The sequence below is a fragment of the Aquimarina sp. AU58 genome (assembly GCF_900312745.1).
Taxonomy (GTDB): Bacteria; Bacteroidota; Bacteroidia; order Flavobacteriales; family Flavobacteriaceae; genus Aquimarina; species Aquimarina spinulae.
In genome coordinates, this window is record NZ_OMPD01000014.1 from 2,893,910 (window position 1) to 2,911,722 (window position 17,813).

The 17,813-nt window shown below is 31.7% G+C and carries 16 protein-coding genes; 11 read left to right on the top strand and 5 right to left on the bottom strand.

Annotated elements, in window-relative coordinates:
• Positions 1-151 precede the first annotated feature (151 nt).
• Positions 152-1,474 carry a dicarboxylate/amino acid:cation symporter gene (locus DK441_RS23875; protein ID WP_109853068.1) on the top strand — a complete coding sequence of 441 codons (1,323 nt, stop codon included), beginning with the start codon at positions 152-154 and terminating at the stop codon, positions 1,472-1,474.
• A gap of 29 nt (positions 1,475-1,503) precedes the next feature.
• On the opposite strand, the gene DK441_RS23880 is transcribed toward DK441_RS23875, so the two are convergent.
• Entirely contained in the window at positions 1,504-2,385 is an 882-nt protein-coding gene (locus DK441_RS23880; RefSeq protein ID WP_109853069.1) for a LysR family transcriptional regulator, read from the bottom strand.
• Between the two features lie 256 nt (positions 2,386-2,641).
• Between DK441_RS23880 and DK441_RS23885 the strand changes: the two genes are divergently transcribed.
• Positions 2,642-4,084 (top strand): aminotransferase class I/II-fold pyridoxal phosphate-dependent enzyme, encoded by a 1,443-nt coding sequence (locus DK441_RS23885; RefSeq protein ID WP_109853070.1) that lies wholly within the window; start codon positions 2,642-2,644, stop codon positions 4,082-4,084.
• 89 nt (positions 4,085-4,173) lie between these two features.
• Positions 4,174-4,587 carry a hypothetical protein gene (locus tag DK441_RS23890; RefSeq protein WP_109853071.1) on the top strand — a complete coding sequence of 138 codons (414 nt, stop codon included), beginning with the start codon at positions 4,174-4,176 and terminating at the stop codon, positions 4,585-4,587.
• Here DK441_RS23890 and DK441_RS23895 read toward each other — a convergent pair.
• On the bottom strand, positions 4,584-6,449 hold the full coding sequence (locus DK441_RS23895; protein ID WP_109853072.1) for a DUF4139 domain-containing protein: 1,866 nt from the start codon (positions 6,447-6,449) through the stop codon (positions 4,584-4,586). The two genes, DK441_RS23890 and DK441_RS23895, sit on opposite strands and share 4 nt — an antisense overlap.
• A gap of 222 nt (positions 6,450-6,671) precedes the next feature.
• Here DK441_RS23895 and DK441_RS23900 point away from each other — a divergent pair, with 222 nt between their 5' ends.
• The gene (locus DK441_RS23900; RefSeq protein ID WP_074406326.1) at positions 6,672-6,857 is read left to right on the top strand and encodes a hypothetical protein; all 186 of its coding nucleotides are present in this window, start codon (positions 6,672-6,674) and stop codon (positions 6,855-6,857) included.
• A gap of 22 nt (positions 6,858-6,879) precedes the next feature.
• On the opposite strand, the gene DK441_RS23905 is transcribed toward DK441_RS23900, so the two are convergent.
• The 3 genes from DK441_RS23905 to gcvT all read right to left on the bottom strand — a co-directional run bounded on the left by DK441_RS23905 (position 6,880) and on the right by gcvT (position 9,335).
• A complete protein-coding gene (locus DK441_RS23905; RefSeq protein ID WP_109853073.1) occupies positions 6,880-7,296 on the bottom strand; it encodes a thiol-disulfide oxidoreductase DCC family protein in 417 nt (138 codons plus the stop codon).
• Between the two features lie 57 nt (positions 7,297-7,353).
• Positions 7,354-8,169 (bottom strand): sugar nucleotide-binding protein, encoded by an 816-nt coding sequence (locus tag DK441_RS23910; protein ID WP_109853074.1) that lies wholly within the window; start codon positions 8,167-8,169, stop codon positions 7,354-7,356.
• An 83-nt stretch (positions 8,170-8,252) separates the two neighbouring features.
• Positions 8,253-9,335 (bottom strand): glycine cleavage system aminomethyltransferase GcvT, encoded by a 1,083-nt coding sequence (gcvT, locus tag DK441_RS23915; RefSeq protein ID WP_109853075.1) that lies wholly within the window; start codon positions 9,333-9,335, stop codon positions 8,253-8,255.
• Positions 9,336-9,558: 223 nt separating this feature from the next.
• On the opposite strand from gcvT, the gene DK441_RS23920 reads away from it, so the two are divergent.
• From DK441_RS23920 to DK441_RS23950, 7 genes are all read left to right on the top strand, one after another.
• A complete protein-coding gene (locus DK441_RS23920) occupies positions 9,559-9,972 on the top strand; it encodes a DUF3052 domain-containing protein (RefSeq protein ID WP_109853076.1) in 414 nt (137 codons plus the stop codon).
• A 194-nt stretch (positions 9,973-10,166) separates the two neighbouring features.
• Positions 10,167-10,739, top strand: a complete 573-nt coding sequence (locus tag DK441_RS23925; protein ID WP_025663772.1) for an RNA polymerase sigma-70 factor — start codon at positions 10,167-10,169, stop codon at positions 10,737-10,739.
• A gap of 66 nt (positions 10,740-10,805) precedes the next feature.
• On the top strand, positions 10,806-11,780 hold the full coding sequence (locus DK441_RS23930; RefSeq protein WP_109853077.1) for a FecR family protein: 975 nt from the start codon (positions 10,806-10,808) through the stop codon (positions 11,778-11,780).
• Between the two features lie 92 nt (positions 11,781-11,872).
• On the top strand, positions 11,873-15,259 hold the full coding sequence (locus DK441_RS23935; RefSeq protein ID WP_109853078.1) for a TonB-dependent receptor: 3,387 nt from the start codon (positions 11,873-11,875) through the stop codon (positions 15,257-15,259).
• A gap of 11 nt (positions 15,260-15,270) precedes the next feature.
• On the top strand, positions 15,271-16,671 hold the full coding sequence (locus tag DK441_RS23940; RefSeq protein WP_109853079.1) for a RagB/SusD family nutrient uptake outer membrane protein: 1,401 nt from the start codon (positions 15,271-15,273) through the stop codon (positions 16,669-16,671).
• A 173-nt stretch (positions 16,672-16,844) separates the two neighbouring features.
• Positions 16,845-17,414, top strand: a complete 570-nt coding sequence (locus DK441_RS23945) for an NUDIX hydrolase (protein ID WP_109853080.1) — start codon at positions 16,845-16,847, stop codon at positions 17,412-17,414.
• A 63-nt stretch (positions 17,415-17,477) separates the two neighbouring features.
• Positions 17,478-17,747 carry a hypothetical protein gene (locus DK441_RS23950; protein WP_109853081.1) on the top strand — a complete coding sequence of 90 codons (270 nt, stop codon included), beginning with the start codon at positions 17,478-17,480 and terminating at the stop codon, positions 17,745-17,747.
• Positions 17,748-17,813 lie beyond the last annotated feature (66 nt).

Here is a 17,813-nt window from a genome sequence, read left to right on the forward strand (position 1 = left end):
GTTTGGACACAAATTAGAATTACTGGCCTGTAAAACACTTATATACTAAAAAAACTGGCCTTTTATTTCGTATTTCGCAATTTCTATCCCCTTTTATTATTTTAAATTTATATATTGGTCGCTGTTTTGGCTTAAAAATTAAATTCTTCACATGAAAAAAATTGCACTGCATTGGAAAATTATGATCGGAATGATATTGGGTATATTATTCGGGTTTTTAATGACAACACTTTCATGGGGAAAAGGATTTACAGGAGATTGGATTGCCCCTTTGGGGACCATATTTGTAAATCTGTTGAAACTAATTGCGGTTCCCTTAATTTTAGCCTCTTTGATCAAAGGAATCTCTGATCTAAAAGATATTTCTAAATTTAAATTGATAGGAGGAAGAACCATCGTTATTTATATCTTAACTACGGTGATTGCAATAACTATTGGTTTACTACTGGTCAATACTTTTAAACCAGGAAATGGAATTACTCCCGAGACTATAGAAAAACTAAGTACAGAATACGCTGGTAATGCTAAAATATCTGAGCGTATCGCTGAGGCTGGTAAGCAAAAACAAAGTGGTCCTTTACAGTTTATTGTTGATATGGTACCTGAAAATGCTTTTAAAGCAATGAGTAACAATAAAATGATGTTGCAGGTGATATTCTTTGCGATTTTCTTGGGTATTAGTATGCTATTAATAAAACCTGCGCAGTCAGAACCTCTTAAAAAATTCTTTGATAGTTTAAATGATGTAGTGTTAAAGATGGTTGATTTGATTATGCTTACAGCTCCATATGCTGTTTTTGCATTATTAGCTAATGTAGTGGTTACTTCTGATGATCCTGATATATTGTTAGCATTATTGAAATATGTTGGTGTTGTAATATTTGGATTAGCGTTAATGATCGTGTTCTATTGTACATTAGTTGCTGTTATTACTAAGAAATCTCCATTATGGTTTTTAAAGGAGATCAGCCCTGCACAACTATTAGCGTTTTCGACAAGTTCTAGTGCAGCTACGCTTCCTGTTACTATGGAAAGAGTAGAAGAGCATATTGGTGTAGATAAAGAAGTATCTAGTTTCGTATTACCAGTTGGTGCCACTATAAATATGGATGGTACCAGTTTGTATCAGGCAGTAGCTTCAGTATTTATTATGCAAGTGCTTTGGCCAGAAGGATTAACTTTTGGTAATCAAATTACTATTGTACTAACTGCTTTGTTGGCTTCAATAGGATCGGCAGCTGTTCCCGGAGCAGGAATGGTAATGTTGGTTATTGTGTTAGAAGCAATTGGTTTTCCGTCGGACAAATTACCAATTGGTTTAGCGTTAATCTTTGCCGTAGACAGACCTTTAGACATGTTAAGAACAACAGTTAATGTTACTGGAGATGCTACTGTGTCTATGATTGTAGCAAAATCAGTTGGGAAATTAGGCGAACCCAATGTAAAAGAATGGGACGATGATTATCAAGGGTAAATTAAATCAAACTTGATTTACTATTTTATTTAACTAACCTTCCAGTTTTTAAGTAATTCAAATAATAGTGGATATTCTGTTTCTCTTTCGGGATTCCACATCATGGTGAGTTGTGCCTTCTGTTTTATATCTTTTAATTCAATAATTTTTATAGGAAATTCATGCCCCTGTAATGAAGATACAGGTTCGAAAGAAATTCCCAATCCAGCTTCAACAAGCCTGAAACTAGTACTTGCAGAATCTGTTTCGTGAATAATTTTTGGGACAAAACCGGCATCAATACAGATAGACTCCAGGATATGAACATAATTTGGACCATCTGCTACAGATGGAAATATAAACTCCTCATTAGAAAAAATAGAAAAATCGGTATAATTATGTTTATCAACAGGATGGTCTTCGGGTAGTAATATTAAAAAATTATCAATACGAAGCACTTTACTTTTCAAATTAAAAGGAACCATCGGGTTGGTCGCAAAACCAATATCTAATTCGTTTTGTTGTAATGCCAAATATTGATCACGGTTATTCATTTCTTTTAAAACTGCTTTTATACCAGGTATTTGACAATTAATTTTTTTTAGAACCTCAGGCAAGATTGTTTGCATTATAGAATGTGTAAACCCTATATTAATCTCTCCGGCATGCCCATTGTGAATATTAACAGTTTGCTTTTTTAATCTTTCTAATTGAGCAAGTTGTTTTTTTACTTCTTTTATAAAATGTAGCCCAGCAGGAGTAAGATTTACATTACGTTTATCTCTTATAAATAGAATAGCCCCAATCTGTTCTTCTAACTGCTTAATTTGCCTGCTTAAAGCCGGTTGAACAATATTTAGTTCTTCTGCCGCTCTCGTGAAATTTAATTTCTCTGATAATGTAACTGCACTTTTTATTTGCTGAAGTGTCATTTATTACTTTTTGTTATTAGTTTATCAAAATTAAGTATTTTTTATTATAAATATAGATAGCTAATTTTGAAATGTTTAAATGTTTGTTTAATCCATTGCGCATATTGGAGAATTACTGATCAGAACTTGTCAGCCTGCTATTCTGGTAGATTGTCTTAATGTAGTTAATACTTTAACTGCTTGTTATACAGGCTGATTTTTCCCAGATTACTGATTTTATATATGTGCTATTAAAAACCTAATTCTAATACGAAACATGCAGAATACAATACCAAAAACAGATATATTAGAGAAAGCTTATGATCCTTCAGATTTCAGAAAGATGGGACATCAAGTTATTGATTTACTTGCAGATCATTTAGAAAAGGTTCAGACCGATCGAGAACATCCTGTACTGCCTTTTCGCAATCCAGAAGAGGAACTATCTTACTGGAAACAAGATTTTGCATCAGATTCGGGGACATTAGATGTATTTAAAAGTATTTTAGATCACTCAGTTCAGGTACATCACCCAAGATATATTGGTCATCAAGTTGCAGTTCCTGCATTAGTTTCAACTTTGGCTGGATTGATGTCTGATTTATTAAATAACGGTACTGGTGTATATGAAATGGGAATGGCGGCTAATGCAATTGAAAAGATCGTTACTGATTTTGTAGCGCAAAGAATTGGATATACTGCAGAAACTTCTGGTTTTCTTACTTCGGGAGGTACTTTGGCTAATCTTACTGCTTTATTAGCAGCACGTAAAGCTAAAGCTCCATCCGCTATTTGGGAACAGGGACATCAAGAAAAATTGGCAGTTATGGTTTCTGAAGAAGCTCATTATTGTATTGATAGAGCAGCCAGAATTCTTGGTTTAGGAAGCGAAGGAATTATTAAAGTACCTGTAGATATAGATTTTAAAATAGATACAAGTGTGCTAAGTAAGCATTTGGATAAAGCTAAATCTGATGGGTTTCATGTGATTGCACTTATCGGTTGTGCGTGTTCTACTGCTACAGGGTCATATGATGATTTAGAAGCATTAGCAGATTTTGCAGAACTAAATAACCTGTGGTTTCATATTGATGGAGCACATGGTGGCGGAGTGGTGTTTTCAAAAAAATATCAACATCTAACTAATGGAATATCTCGTGCTGATTCTGTAGTTATAGATTTTCATAAAATGTTAATGACTCCCGCTTTAAACACAGCATTAATTTTTAAGAAAGAAGAAAATGCTTATCAAACATTTGCCCAAAAAGCTCAATACCTTTGGGATTCTCAACATACCAGAGAATGGTACAATTCGGGAAAACGAACTTTTGAGTGTACAAAATTAATGATGTCTATTAAGGTGTATACCATCCTTAAGACATATGGAGAAGAAATATTCGAAAAGAATATTGATAAACTTTATGATCTGAGTTCGGTCTTTGCCAAAATGGTAAGAGAGCGACCTTCTTTCGAACTAGCTCTTGAGCCAGAAGCTAATATTATTAATTTCAGATATTTCAAAACAGATAGCGAGGATCTTAATACTCTTAATAATACTATTCGCCAATGGTTAGTGAAATCTGGTAAGTTTTATATTGTTCAGACAACAATAGGAGAGCATCGCTATTTAAGAACTACGATTATGAACCCATTAACCCAAGAAGATGATCTAAGAGCTCTTTTGGATGAAATAGAACATATTGCAGAAACTTTGTTGTAATTAGATTTTGATATTTAACATTTGTTAACGCAACGTATACTAAACGTAATTCATCTACTGTTATATAATAGTAACCAAAAATAATAGAGATGAAACATTTTGTTTATGTAATATTCTTATTTACAATAATAGGTTGTAGTGGGGATGATGATGGTGCCCCAGTTAATCCGCCTTCTAATCCATCTGGTTTAACAGGGATTTGGAATTTAGTAAATGTTACAGGTGGGTTTGCAGGTATAAATGATGATTTTAATAAAGGAGTTATAGTTTGGGACTTTGATGATACTAAAAAAAGAGTAGAAGTAACTAATAATAACGCTGCTAATTCTTCTACCGAAGATTTATTTCCAACAGGAATTTATACTTTTTCTATTATTACTATAAATGGTAATAAAGAACTGATCGTCAATGAAAGAAACTTAGGTAATTTTGAGATTACAACTAATGAATTTGTCGTTGACGAACAGTTTAAAGATGGTTTTCGTTATACATTTCGGCGTTAAAGGGTAATCTGTTTGTTTTTTGGATATTTAACTTGATAAGAAAATTGCTTTTCTACCTTTTGCTTAGAAGAAATGTCTAGTTTCCAGGTCATAATACCGGTTTTGGTATCATACTTTGCATTACTAGAATTTATATTATCCAGTTTGATCTCTTTATTTTGTGAAACTGGCATACGATCTTCTAGAGTAATAAAGATTTTATTTTGTTTGTTGTTCTTGATGCTTATTTTGTACCCACGATTTATGATTCTATTATTTCCTGTAAAAGATTTGCTTTTGAAATTATCGAGCAGTTCTCTTTTTACAACAATATTTGGATCTACACCTAGAGAAATGGTTAAACTATCTGTTGTGGCCAGAGGATCAATATTTGTTTTACCAGCAAAACTCCCTTCAAAATAGATATTCGCTTCTCCTGCTAAGAGATTAAATTGTTCCCAGTTTCCTAGTTTTGCGGTAAGAAATACGTTTTCATTAAGTTCTGGTGCGGTATAGTATTGATAATCGGCTTTCATATCAAATTTGTCAATAACAATTACGGTAATATCGGCATTAGAATTAATGGTGTATTTCTTTTTGATTTTAAATCGGGTACTGGTTATTCCCGATTCTTTGGTTTCGACGATTTGGTTGTACTCTTTTTTTTCTTCTTTTCTTTCGGTGGAAGAAATACCACGAATTTTTCCTCGTAATTTAGAAGTAACAACTACTTCTTCCAATGATTTTAAACTTTCATCTAATTTTACATCTATGGATGAAGAATGGATAGGAATCGTTTTATTATTAAACCCAAGATAAGAGAAAGAAAGCTCTCGGCCACCCTGGATATTTATAGTGTATCTCCCGTCAAAACCAGTTTGTATTCCATTAGTTGTTCCTTTTTCTATTACATTAACCCCGGGAAGAGGCATCCCTTGTTTATCTGTAATGATCCCAGATACTCTTCTTATGGTTGGATTGTATTTATAAGAATATTTATTTATGGTATATCCTTTTCTATATCCTCGATACGTAAAATTTAAATATTTTGGATTTAGATCTGGTTTTAGGTTATTAGTATTAGGGTCTCCGGTAGATAGGATGATATTTGCATTTTTCCAATCTGTACCCGTTTGTTGATATACATTTGCTTTATAAGTTATATTAAGTGGTGACTCTGTGCTATTTGATTTAATATCATATAAAGGAAACCATCCAGCATTAGCAACATTATATCGTATTTCTAAAATTAAATTAGAGGCAATAGGGGAGTCTAGTTTCAATTTGATCTCACCTCGTTCTTCTTTGGTATGGTCTTCAAGTTTATTGATTTCATTTTTAAGATCTTGAATTTGATTATTTAGATCATTTACCTTTTGAGTGAGTGTGTATATTTCGTTTTCTATTGCTGTTGATCTTTCTCGATAATAAGCAGAAATTTCTTTTACTTTTTCTAAGGAAATAGGGGTAGCATCACTTCCAATACGTTGATTGTTATTTAAAAGTTTTTGTTCTTGTTGAAGACCCGATACATTATTATTAAAATTATTTTTTTGCTGTAATATTAACTTTAGTTGTTTTTTTAAAGATGCTAACTCTTCAGAATCTTTTTTCTTTTCCAGATAATTAATTGCGAAATTTATGGCAAGAATGGATGTATTGTTTAATCCAGATATTTGAATACTGTTTTCTTCGATATTAGGAGATAGATCTGATAATGTGATCTCATTGGTACCCGAAGTTAGATTCACAGAGGCTGTTCGTTTTATTTGTGCTCCTTCAAGATATACAGTTACCTCTTCTATTGTGGTTTCGGTTTTTTTTTCAGCACCAGCTGTTATCATAAATGAAAAAAACAAAAATAATAATGTATAGATTCTCATAGTAGTACGGTTTTGATTACAAAGCGAATGTATATTGTTACTTTTTTTATTAAAACCCTAATTGAGTGAATTACCCTTTTGATTTAGGTAACGCTTCTTTTTAAATTTGTTTGTTTATATTTTTAATAGGGGAAAAACCCCCTAAGCATTCTTAGTTATAATCCCCTTACGCCGTATCGTTCTTATCAATACATTTGAAGTATCACATAAACACTCATAAAGATGAAACGGCTTTTACTACCCATAGTGCTTATTACTTTTGCTGTAATATGTCTCAGTATTGTACATATTGATAATATTAATAAGTTAGATGCTCAATCAAATGAACTAAGAAAAAAACATCAAACAGAGCATACTGTAAAACATAGAACAAATGATTCTTCGGTTAATATACCAGAAACCAAATGAAGGAATATAGATAATGATTCAATTACTTTTGATCTATAAAAAGAGCGTTGAGTTCTGGAGTTGGAATCATACAACTTTCTTTTTTACCAAACCATTTATATCTGTTTTTGGCAATAATATCGTAAATCCAATCTCTAAAGAATTTAGGTAAAATAAGAAAAACAGAAAGTAAAGGATACATACCAGAGAGTTGTTTTGCAATATGTAGAGCGGCTGTTGACTTATAATAGTAAGCAATATCAGGGTCAATTAATAGTATAGAGTCTAATTTTGTAGAATCAATATTTCTCTCTGCGATTAATCTTTTACCAATTTTACTTTGTAATGGAGCATAGCGAAATACATCATTTTTATCTCGTTTAATAGTAAATAAGACTGCAGTGTTGCATAAATTGCAAACGCCATCAAATAATATAATCTTTTTTCCATCTTCAATCATAGTACAAAGATAATAGGAATATGTAGTATTAATAACCAATTATCAATATATTAAGAATTATTTCGCAATTACAGAATCAATAACCTGTTGTGTCGTAATCTGAAGATTTTTAGGAAGTTTATTATCTTTTGGTAAAACAGCAAGATAGCGATCATTATTAGAATCATAGACTTGCTTGAAAACCGGTTCATCTAATTGTAAGGCATCACAGATTTCTTTAATTAGATCGAGATGATAAATAAGATCAGTACTTCCAAGGTGAAAAACTCCTTTCTTATTGCGATTAATGATATAATGTATTTGTTGTGTTAATTTTGATATAGAAGTTGCATTAATAATTACATTAGGAAAAACTTCTATAGGTGCTCTAAGGTCGTGAAGAGTTTTAAGCTCTTGTACTCTTGGAGTAGTAGAACCAAAAATCATAGGCACCCGAGCTATTACGTATTTATGAGCAGGCAATCGTAATAGTGCATTTTCAATTTTTATTTTGAATCTGCCAAAAACGCTATCACTAAGTGTTTTGTCATATTCATAAGATGGGTAATTGCTAAACGAATCAAATACATTAGCACTGGAGATAAAAATAAGTCGGCATTTATGTTTTTGAATCCATTGTATGATACGTTGATGCGCGTCTAATTGTGAATTAAAGTTACCTCTAAGAGTAGTAATAATAGTAGTTGGTTTAAGATTATCCAGTAAAATAGAGATATCTTCCATTTCCATATCATACTGAAAGAACTTTTGATTTTTTTCAAAAAAAGAATTATCGGTATGGTATGTACCGTAAGTATCAAAATAGGAATTAAGCTCTTTATATAATGCATTTCCTATAAAACCACTGGCTCCTATGATTAAAACTTTCTTCAATGTTAGTGATGTGTAAAAAAAATTAAGTTCCAAATATTACTATTGTAACTTTGAAACTTAACTATACTATTTTTATTGTAAAACTACCCTTTGTAGAAAGGTAATTTTATTACTGTTGCAGGAATTGCATTTTTACGTACCTGGATATTGATTTTACTTCCTGGTTTTGCAAAAATCGAAGGAACATATCCAAGACCAATACCTTTTCCTAAAGAAGGAGACATAGTACCAGACGTTACTATCCCAATACTATTTCCATTTCCGTCTACAATATCATAATCATGACGAGGAATACCGCGTTCATCTAACTCAAAACCAATTAATTTTCGTTCTGCACCATGTTCTTTTTCCTTGGCTAAGGCTTCTGCATTAATAAAATCTTTTGAGAATTTAGTAACCCAACCTAATCCAGCTTCAATAGGAGAGGTGGTATCATTAATATCATTACCATAAAGGCAATATCCCATTTCTAATCTTAATGTATCTCTGGCAGCAAGACCAATAGGTTTAATATCATAATCTGCCCCAGCTTCTAATACTTTACTCCAGATTTGTTCTACTTCAGAATTTTTACAGTAGATTTCAAAACCACCACTACCAGTATATCCTGTAGCAGAAATAATAACATGTTCGATCCCTGCAAAATCAGACACTTCAAAAGTGTAAAATTTCATTGCTTCAAGATCAACAGAGGTTAAAGATTGCATAGCTATGGCAGCTTTTGGTCCTTGAATAGCTAATAAAGAATAGTCATCAGATAGGTCACGCATGTCAGCATTCATTGTGTTATGACTGCTTATCCAATCCCAGTCTTTTTTGATATTAGATGCGTTGACCACCATAAGATACTTTTGATCAGCAATTCTATATACAATTAAATCATCTACAATTCCACCTTTATCATTTGGTAAGTAACTATATTGAGCTTTTCCATCTACTAACTTAGAAGCATCATTAGAAGTTACTTTTTGGATAAGATCTAATGCATTGGGACCTGTAATAAGAAACTCTCCCATATGAGATACATCAAAAACTCCAACACTTTTACGTACTGTTTCGTGTTCTATATTTACACCTTCGTAAGATACGGGCATATTATAACCAGCAAAAGGAACCATTTTAGCTCCCAAGGCAGTATGAATTTCTGTCAAAGCAGTATTTTGCATAATAGATGATTTATGGTTATCAAATAGACGCCGAATGTAAAAAACTTTGTGTAGGTATCCAATGCTTTTTTGTATAATCCTAATAAATTATTGATTAGACATTATAATGATGATTAAAAATTTGAATAAATAAAAGGTACAAAATAATTCTAAGAGCATTTCTGTTCATGGTATTTAGTAACTTTGAATAGTGTTATTAATGTATTGTAAACACATTTTAATTATGCCAACAGGATATTCGGGTACACCTCTAGCCAAAAAATTAGGAATTAAAGATGATGATACGCTAATGCTATATAAACAGCCAAATTATTATTATAGTCTTTTTTCAGATATACCAAAAAGAATTAGAGAAGTACAACAACCTAAAAATGAAAGTGTAGATTTTATTCATATTTTTTGTACCACTTTTATAGAATTGCAGGAAGTAGCAGTCAAACATAAGATTGCTTTAAAAAAGAACGGAATGTTATGGGTAAGCTGGCCAAAAGGAAGCTCATCTATTCCTACGGACCTTAAAAGAGATCTTATAAGAAATTATCTAATTAGTATAGGATTAGTCGATGTAAAAGTGGCTGCAATAGATAAAGATTGGAGTGGATTAAAATTTGTATACAGAATCAAGGATAGAAATTAATGAGGTAATAATTTCTTGATATATCTATTTTTGAAGTTTTTATATCCAAATAATAAATGAATAAGATCCTTGGATATATGTATATATATCAAGGGTTTGCAGTTTATTTTGTGATAATGAAATTTTTAGTGTTAATTATTTGTTGTAGTATCGTTAAAAAAAAATATTTACCTTTATCATGAATTATTGTACTAGTGAAAAAGGAATCACAAATAACACAAAGCTTTTTCATTAAGAATATAAATGAAGGAAATGAAGAAGCCTTCAAGATTCTTTTTGAACTTTATTATAGTAAGTTATTATATGTAGCTCGAAGCTATGTTTCTAATAAAGAAGAAGCAGAAGAGATAGTACAGGATGTATTTGTGAAAATCTGGAAAAACAAAAAAAATATTACTACTAATATTAATGGGTACCTATTTAAGAGTACCAAAAATTCCTGCCTAGATTATCTACGATCCAAAAAATATAAGCTTAATAGCTCAAATAATATAGTACAACTTGAAGCTTTTATAAACCATAATGCACTTGCAGATAAGGATGCTTCTTCTATATTAGAGAAAGAATTAGAACAAAGAATACAGACAGGTATTGAATTACTTCCTAAGAAATGTAAAAAAGTTTTTGTTAAAAGCCGAATTGAAGGTTTAAAGAATAGGGAAATATCTGATGAATTAGATATTTCGATTAAAACTGTAGAGAATCATATGTCTAAAGCAATAAAACATATGAGACTACATTTACGAGAATTCTTATCTTTTTTTTAAAAAAACCAAAAGTTATTAGGGGGTAATCCATATTTGTACGTCTGTATAAATATAAGATTATAATTAATGCAAGAAAAAGACCTTATAAAGTTTATAAAGGGAGATGCTAGTCCTGATGAAAAGAAAATAGTAATCGAATGGATTAAAAAAGATAGTGAGCATCAAAAACAGTTCAATTTACTTAAGGCAAAATATGTTGCTTCTACGTTGGATTCACTAAGTAATATGGATGTTAATGCTCAGTACCAAAGTTTTTCTTCAAAGAGAACTAAGAAGAAAAGATACTATTACACAGCTATTGCAGCATCGATAGTAATCCCTTTTATGATGTGGTATATATTTACACCTTTTCCTAATAACAATTCGATTGTTGATACTACAGAAATTCTTAATTCTAATACTAAGCATGTAGCTACGAGTCATGGAGGGTACAAAACAGTAGTGTTACCAGATGGTTCTACGATTGTATTAAATGCCAATAGTAGTCTTACTTATCCCAATACATTTACAGATAGTATTAGAAAAGTTACTTTGATAGGAGAAGCATTTTTTGATATAAAAAGGGATGTAACCAAACCTTTTATAGTAACTACAGACCATATCAATATTAGAGTTTTGGGTACATCATTTAATGTGAAATCCTATCCAAAAGACGAAAAAATTGAAACTACATTGGTAACAGGAAAAGTTGAAGTTTTTCAACAACAAAAAGAAGGACCCATCGTTTTGGAACCATCGCAAAGGGCAATTTTTGATAAAGAAAAAAGTAATATCAAAGTGGATAAAGTGGATTCTAAAAATATAGTTGCCTGGCAAGAAGGTAAATTAATTTTTGACAAGACCCCATTAAAACAAGTTGTATTAGATCTAAACAGAAAATATAATGTAGAGTTTACAATTAAATCTGATTCACTTCTACAATACAAATATACAGGAGAGTTTGATAACCTTACGCTAAAAGAGGTGTTGGAACTCATCAAAATGTCTTCACCCATTAATTATAAATATGTAAACAACAAAGTCATGCTCAATTCAGAATAATATAATAAATAGAGAAGAGGATGCGGTAACATCCTCTTCTGTTAATCATTTAACTAGACTCAGAATTAGAATAATTAAAATCACACAAAATTATGAAAAAAAACCTTTCCGGAGTTTTCTTATCCAGAAAACATCTTATAAGAATTATGAAAATTTATTCTTTACTTATATGTATTACCATTTCAAAACTATTTTCATTTAATACATATTCTCAAAATATATCAATCTCTCTTGAAGAGGTTACATTGCAAATGGCCATTGAGGAGATTGAACAAAAAAGCGAATTTCGTTTCTTTTATAATAACAATTTGGTCGATATTTCAAGAAAAGTATCTCTTGTAGCGACTAATGAGCGAGTAAAAAAAGTGTTATACGGGCTATTTGATGATACTAATATAAATTTCAAGATTTATAAAAATCAAATTGTTTTATTTCCAAGAAATGTAAAAACATCAGGACTAGCTCTTAGAAATCTATTAGATTATATAGAAGAAAAGTCAATAGAGCAAACCAATAAAAATACGATTGGTAATGAAACCAATACACAGCAAAATTTTGTAAGCGGTACAATACAAAGTGAAGAAGGCTACCCTTTACCAGGAGTTAATGTAATTATTAAAGGTACAAACAAAGGAACATTAACAGATTTTGATGGTAATTATAAACTAGAAGTTAATCAAGGTGATGCCCTGGTGTTTTCTTATGTAGGTTTTGAAACCCAGGAAATTGTAGTAACTAAGAATGTTATAGATGTAGTCCTAAAAGAAGATATTAGTAATCTCGAGGAAGTAGTTGTAACGGGGTATGCGGTTCAGCGAAAATCCAGGCTTACAGGTTCAGCAATAAATGTAAAATTGGAAGCAATTAATGCTACACCAAGAGCAGCTATCCAAGAAAGTATTCAAGGTAACGTTCCTGGAGTATTGGTAACTTCTGATAGTGGTCAACCTGGATCTACACCAAACGTAAGAATAAGAGGTGTTGGATCTTTCACAGCTTCATTTCCACTATACGTCATTGACGGTATACAGACGAGAGATGCCTCTATAATTACTTCTCTTAATCCAGGAGATATTAAAACAATTTCTGTTTTAAAAGATGCTGCTGCCACATCGATTTATGGGACTAGAGGAGCTAATGGTGTCATTGTGATACAAACAAAATCAGGAGAACAAGGTAAGATGATTATTTCATATAGTACACAGGCAGGATTATCTTCTCCAACAGTTGCAAATCGCTTTAAACCTCTTAATACTTCAGAATTAAAAGAGTTATTGGTAGAAGGGATACAAAATGCAGGAATCAGAGATAATGATAACGATGCTTTGGCTTATATAACAGATAGAGGATTTAATCCAGATGTGAATACTAATTGGTTTGATTTGTTAACTCAAGATGGTTTTTACCAACAACACGATCTATCTCTAAGAGGAGGAAATGAAAACACAAAGTATTATATTTCAGGAGGATACTTTAATCAAGAAGGAGTTATTGTTGGGTCTCAATTTGAAAGAATGAACTCAAGAATCAAATTAGACCAAAGAATAAATGATAGAATTAATTTTAGTGCCAATATATCGTATAACAAAAATATTTTTGATATAAGACCAGATGGAGGTGCTTTTGCAAACCCTGTAAGATCCATATATCGAATACGACCAGACATTTCTCCATATAATGAAGATGGGACTTATAATTTTGGTTTTAACAGTACTCATAATCCAGTGGCCCAAGCTGAAACTGAGACAAGAAGAAATATTACGCATAGAATTCTGGCCGGGGCAGATCTATCTTATAAAATACTGGATGGACTTTCGTTTGAATCATCAATTAATATGAATCAAGGATTTAGAGATGATTATATACGACTACCTGCTGGTTTTGGAGATGGCAGACCAACAGGAAGAGGAAATCAAGACTCCGATTTTTTATTCACTTGGCTATTTAGAAACATGTTGAGATATAATATGAGTTGGAGAAATCATAATATGTCAGCTTTTGGGGGGTATGAATTACAAAAAACCAGAAATAAATTTACAGATATACAGGTAGAAAACATACCCGATGGTTTTGTAGACTTAAATGCAGGTAGTTTGCCTACAGAAGCTTCTACAAACAGAAGACAAAGTGGATTAAATTCTATATTTCTTAACGCAGAATATTCTTATAATGAGAAGTATTTGATTAGTGGGTCGCTTAGACGTGATGGTAGTTCTACATTTAAGGATGATAACCAGTATGGTGTTTTCTGGTCTGTTGGTATTGGTTGGAATATAGCCAACGAAGAGTTTATGAGTTCATTAAGTTTTATAAATGACTTCAAATTAAGAGCGAGTTATGGAGAGAATGGAAACGATCCTATTGCTGGTAATGAAAATTCCAATAGTGTAAATGATAATCCTTATGCAGTATTTGATCTTTTTTCTATTAATGATTATGATGGTAGTCCAGGATTGTTCTTCTCTGATTTAGGAAATCCTAATTTAAAATGGGAGGTTAACAAACCTTTAAATATTGGACTTGATTATTCTTTATTTAATAATAGAATACAAGGAAGTTTTGATTGGTATAAAAGAGAAACTACAGACCTTATTAGAGCAAGACCTATTTCATCTACAAATGGAGACGTAGATATTGTACAAAATATTGGTGCAATGGAAAATACAGGAATAGAGTTTGAAATCACTACCCGTAATATTGTGAGCAGTAATAATGGTTTTAGTTGGACGACAAGTTTTAATTATACTACAAATAAAAATAAAGTCACAAAACTATCTGATGGTGGAGAACCAATTATAGATCGTACTCGTATTACAGCAGTAGGAGAAGATTTTGAAACATTTTATTTGGTTCGATATGCAGGTGTAGATCCTGAAAATGGAGAAGCTTTATGGTTTATTAATGATGAATCAGATGCTACTACTAATAATTATGGTGATGCAGATCAGGTAATTATAGGGAATGCTACTCCAGATTTTTATGCAGGACTAAGAAATACATTTTCATATAAAGGAATCTCGTTAGATTTTCAGTTGTATAGTGCTTGGGGTGGGTTGGTATATGATACCTGGAACAGATTTACACTTAGTGATGGTTCCCGAAGACTTTCTAGTACGGGTAATGTAACTCGAGGCACATATGAAAGAAGATGGCAACAACCAGGAGATATAACAGACGTACCAGCTTTTGTTTATGGTAATAGACAAACTGGTCAATCGTCTAAACCATCAAGCAGATTTGTATATGATGGATCTTTTATACGATTACGAGATGTGACTCTTGCATATTCATTACCAGCTAAAAGTATTGAAACAATTGGACTTTCTTCTGCCAGAATTTATATCAAAGGAAATAATTTATATACTTATATAAAAGATGATCGGTTGGAGAGAGACCCTGAGTCCGGATCTGATGGAAGGTTAAACCAGGAGATCCCGATTTCGAGAGCACTGTTCTTAGGTTTAGATTTAACATTTTAATTTATAGCATCATGAAAAATAAAATATTATATACCCTTGCAGCATTTGTTTTGATATTAAGTGCTTGTGAGGACACATTGGAGCAAGAATTTTCTGATAATGTAGAGGTTTCTAATGCCATTGTAGATCTTAATTCTTTAAATTTAGCAGCAAATGGTTCTTATAGCTTGTTTGCAGATACAGATGTGTATAACCGTACTGTGATGTTGCTTCCCGAAATTTTATCTGATAATGCTTTTATAGATGCATTTGATAATACAGGGAGATATTTGGATTTTGATTTATATACAGTAAACTCTAATAATAGATTTATAACTCCAGCCTGGGAGAATCTTACACGTATTATTGCTTCTACTTCAATAATTATAAAAAGGGCAGAGTTGTTATCTTTTCCTGAGTCAGAGCAAGAAGATGCAGAGCAATATATAGGAGAAATGTATGCATTGAGGGCATTGGCATTTCATAATCTTCAATTATTATTTGCACAACCTTATAATTTTACATCAGATGCTTCTCATTTTGGAGTACCTATTCCTGATTTTGAAACTTTGGGAGATGGTGGTACTATTCAAGAACCAGGAAGGAGTACAACGGCCCAAGTTTATGCTCAAATTGAAAGAGATTTAATAAAAGCAACTAACCTTATGAGGAAGCAGTCATCTCCTTCTAGAATGGATGTTTATGCAGCAAAAGCATTACTCGCCCGAGTGTATTTACATATGGAAGATTGGGGAAAAGCAAGAGATATGGCTACCGATGTAATTGATAATAGTGGAAATAAACTATTAGAGAATCAAGAATACATCGCAAGTTGGGCTTTAGATGATAATAGTGAGACTTTATTTACATTGGTAAATAATGAAACTGATAATTCTGGAACAAATTCCATCGGTTATTTTTATCTTACTTATAAAGATGCTTTCGCCACAGACGATTTTGTGAATATTTTGAGTAATACAGATGTTAGAAAAGAATTATACCCGGTTGATGATGGTGTGAATTTGGTTACGAAATTTCCCAAAGTAGCGGCTCAAGATGATAACATACAAATATTAAGGTTATCAGAAATGTATTTAATCAAAGCAGAGGCTCATGCTCAATTAAATGAAGATATAGACGCTCAACAAACTTTGGACGCTATTATACAGAGAGCCGATCCATTAGTAGTTGCATCTACAGAAACTGGACAGGCATTAATAGATAAAATTGTTTTAGAAAGACGTAAAGAATTAGCTTTTGAAGGGTTTAGACTTTATGATCTTAGCAGATATAGAATAACATTTAGTAAATTTCTTCAAGATGGAAACCCTATTGTAATTTCTGCTCCAGAGAACAGAACAATTATGCCTATACCTATCGATGAGATTAATGTAAATCCAAATATAGCTAATCAACAAAACCCAGGATATTAAAATATAAAGAAGGATCAAGATTTGAGTTAGTCATTGGTAATGGGCTCGATTAATATTAAAAATTAGTCGAGCTCATTTAATATAAAGGCCCGTTTGATCAGTATATTTCCATTTAAAAATCCATATCTTGGCAGTAATAAAATGTAATATTTTGTACGTCTAATTTTGAATGGATGAACTATAAGATTCTTGATGAAAATTTGATTTATGATGGTTTTTTAAAAATTAAAAAAGCCATAGTTACTCATGATCGATTTCATAAAAGTACTCCGGTCACATATTCCCGAGAAATGGTAGATCGAGGAGATTCTGTTGCAGTTTTATTATATGAGAAAGACACTAATCATCTAATCTTGATCAATCAATTTCGTTATCCTACCACAAAAAATGGTAATGGTTGGCTTATTGAAATTCCGGCAGGAGGATTAGAAGAAAATGAAGATCCTGTTGCATGCGCTATTCGCGAAACCGAAGAAGAGACGGGATATCAAGTAAATGATTTAAGACATATCACTACATTTTATGCTACACCTGGCGGTTCTTCTGAAAGAATGTATCTGTATTATGCCGAAGTTTTTGAGAAAGACAAAATACATAAAGGTGGGGGACTAAAGGAGGAGGAAGAAGATATAGAGCTATGTAAGTACCATATCTCAGAAATAGATGATTTATTAATATCCGGAAAGATAAACGATGCAAAAACCATTATAGCACTACAATGGTTTAAAATAACCCGGCTTTAAACTATTTTTAGAATACAACTATTTTATTGTATTTTGACATATGTTTATAGTTAAAATAATAATATGTCTATTAATAGCGAAATAGGAACAGAATTAGTGCTCTTTAAAACCTTTGATGACAAGATAACGATCACGTTAAAATCAAAGAATTATGTACCTTTTATTACTCAGGTAAAAGAATTTAATTACAAAGAAGAGGATGCGAGAGTGATTTTTAAAAGATGTGAAGAGACTATTTTTCCAATAGATACAGAAGAAACCAAAGAAGAAGAATACATGACATATATTAAAAATATAGAGTCTGTAGAATTATACGAAATGAGTGATCAGTAGTCGGCAAAACAAAATAATTTCAGGCAGAATAATCAAGTTAGCGTATCATTTTCAAGTTCTATTTCT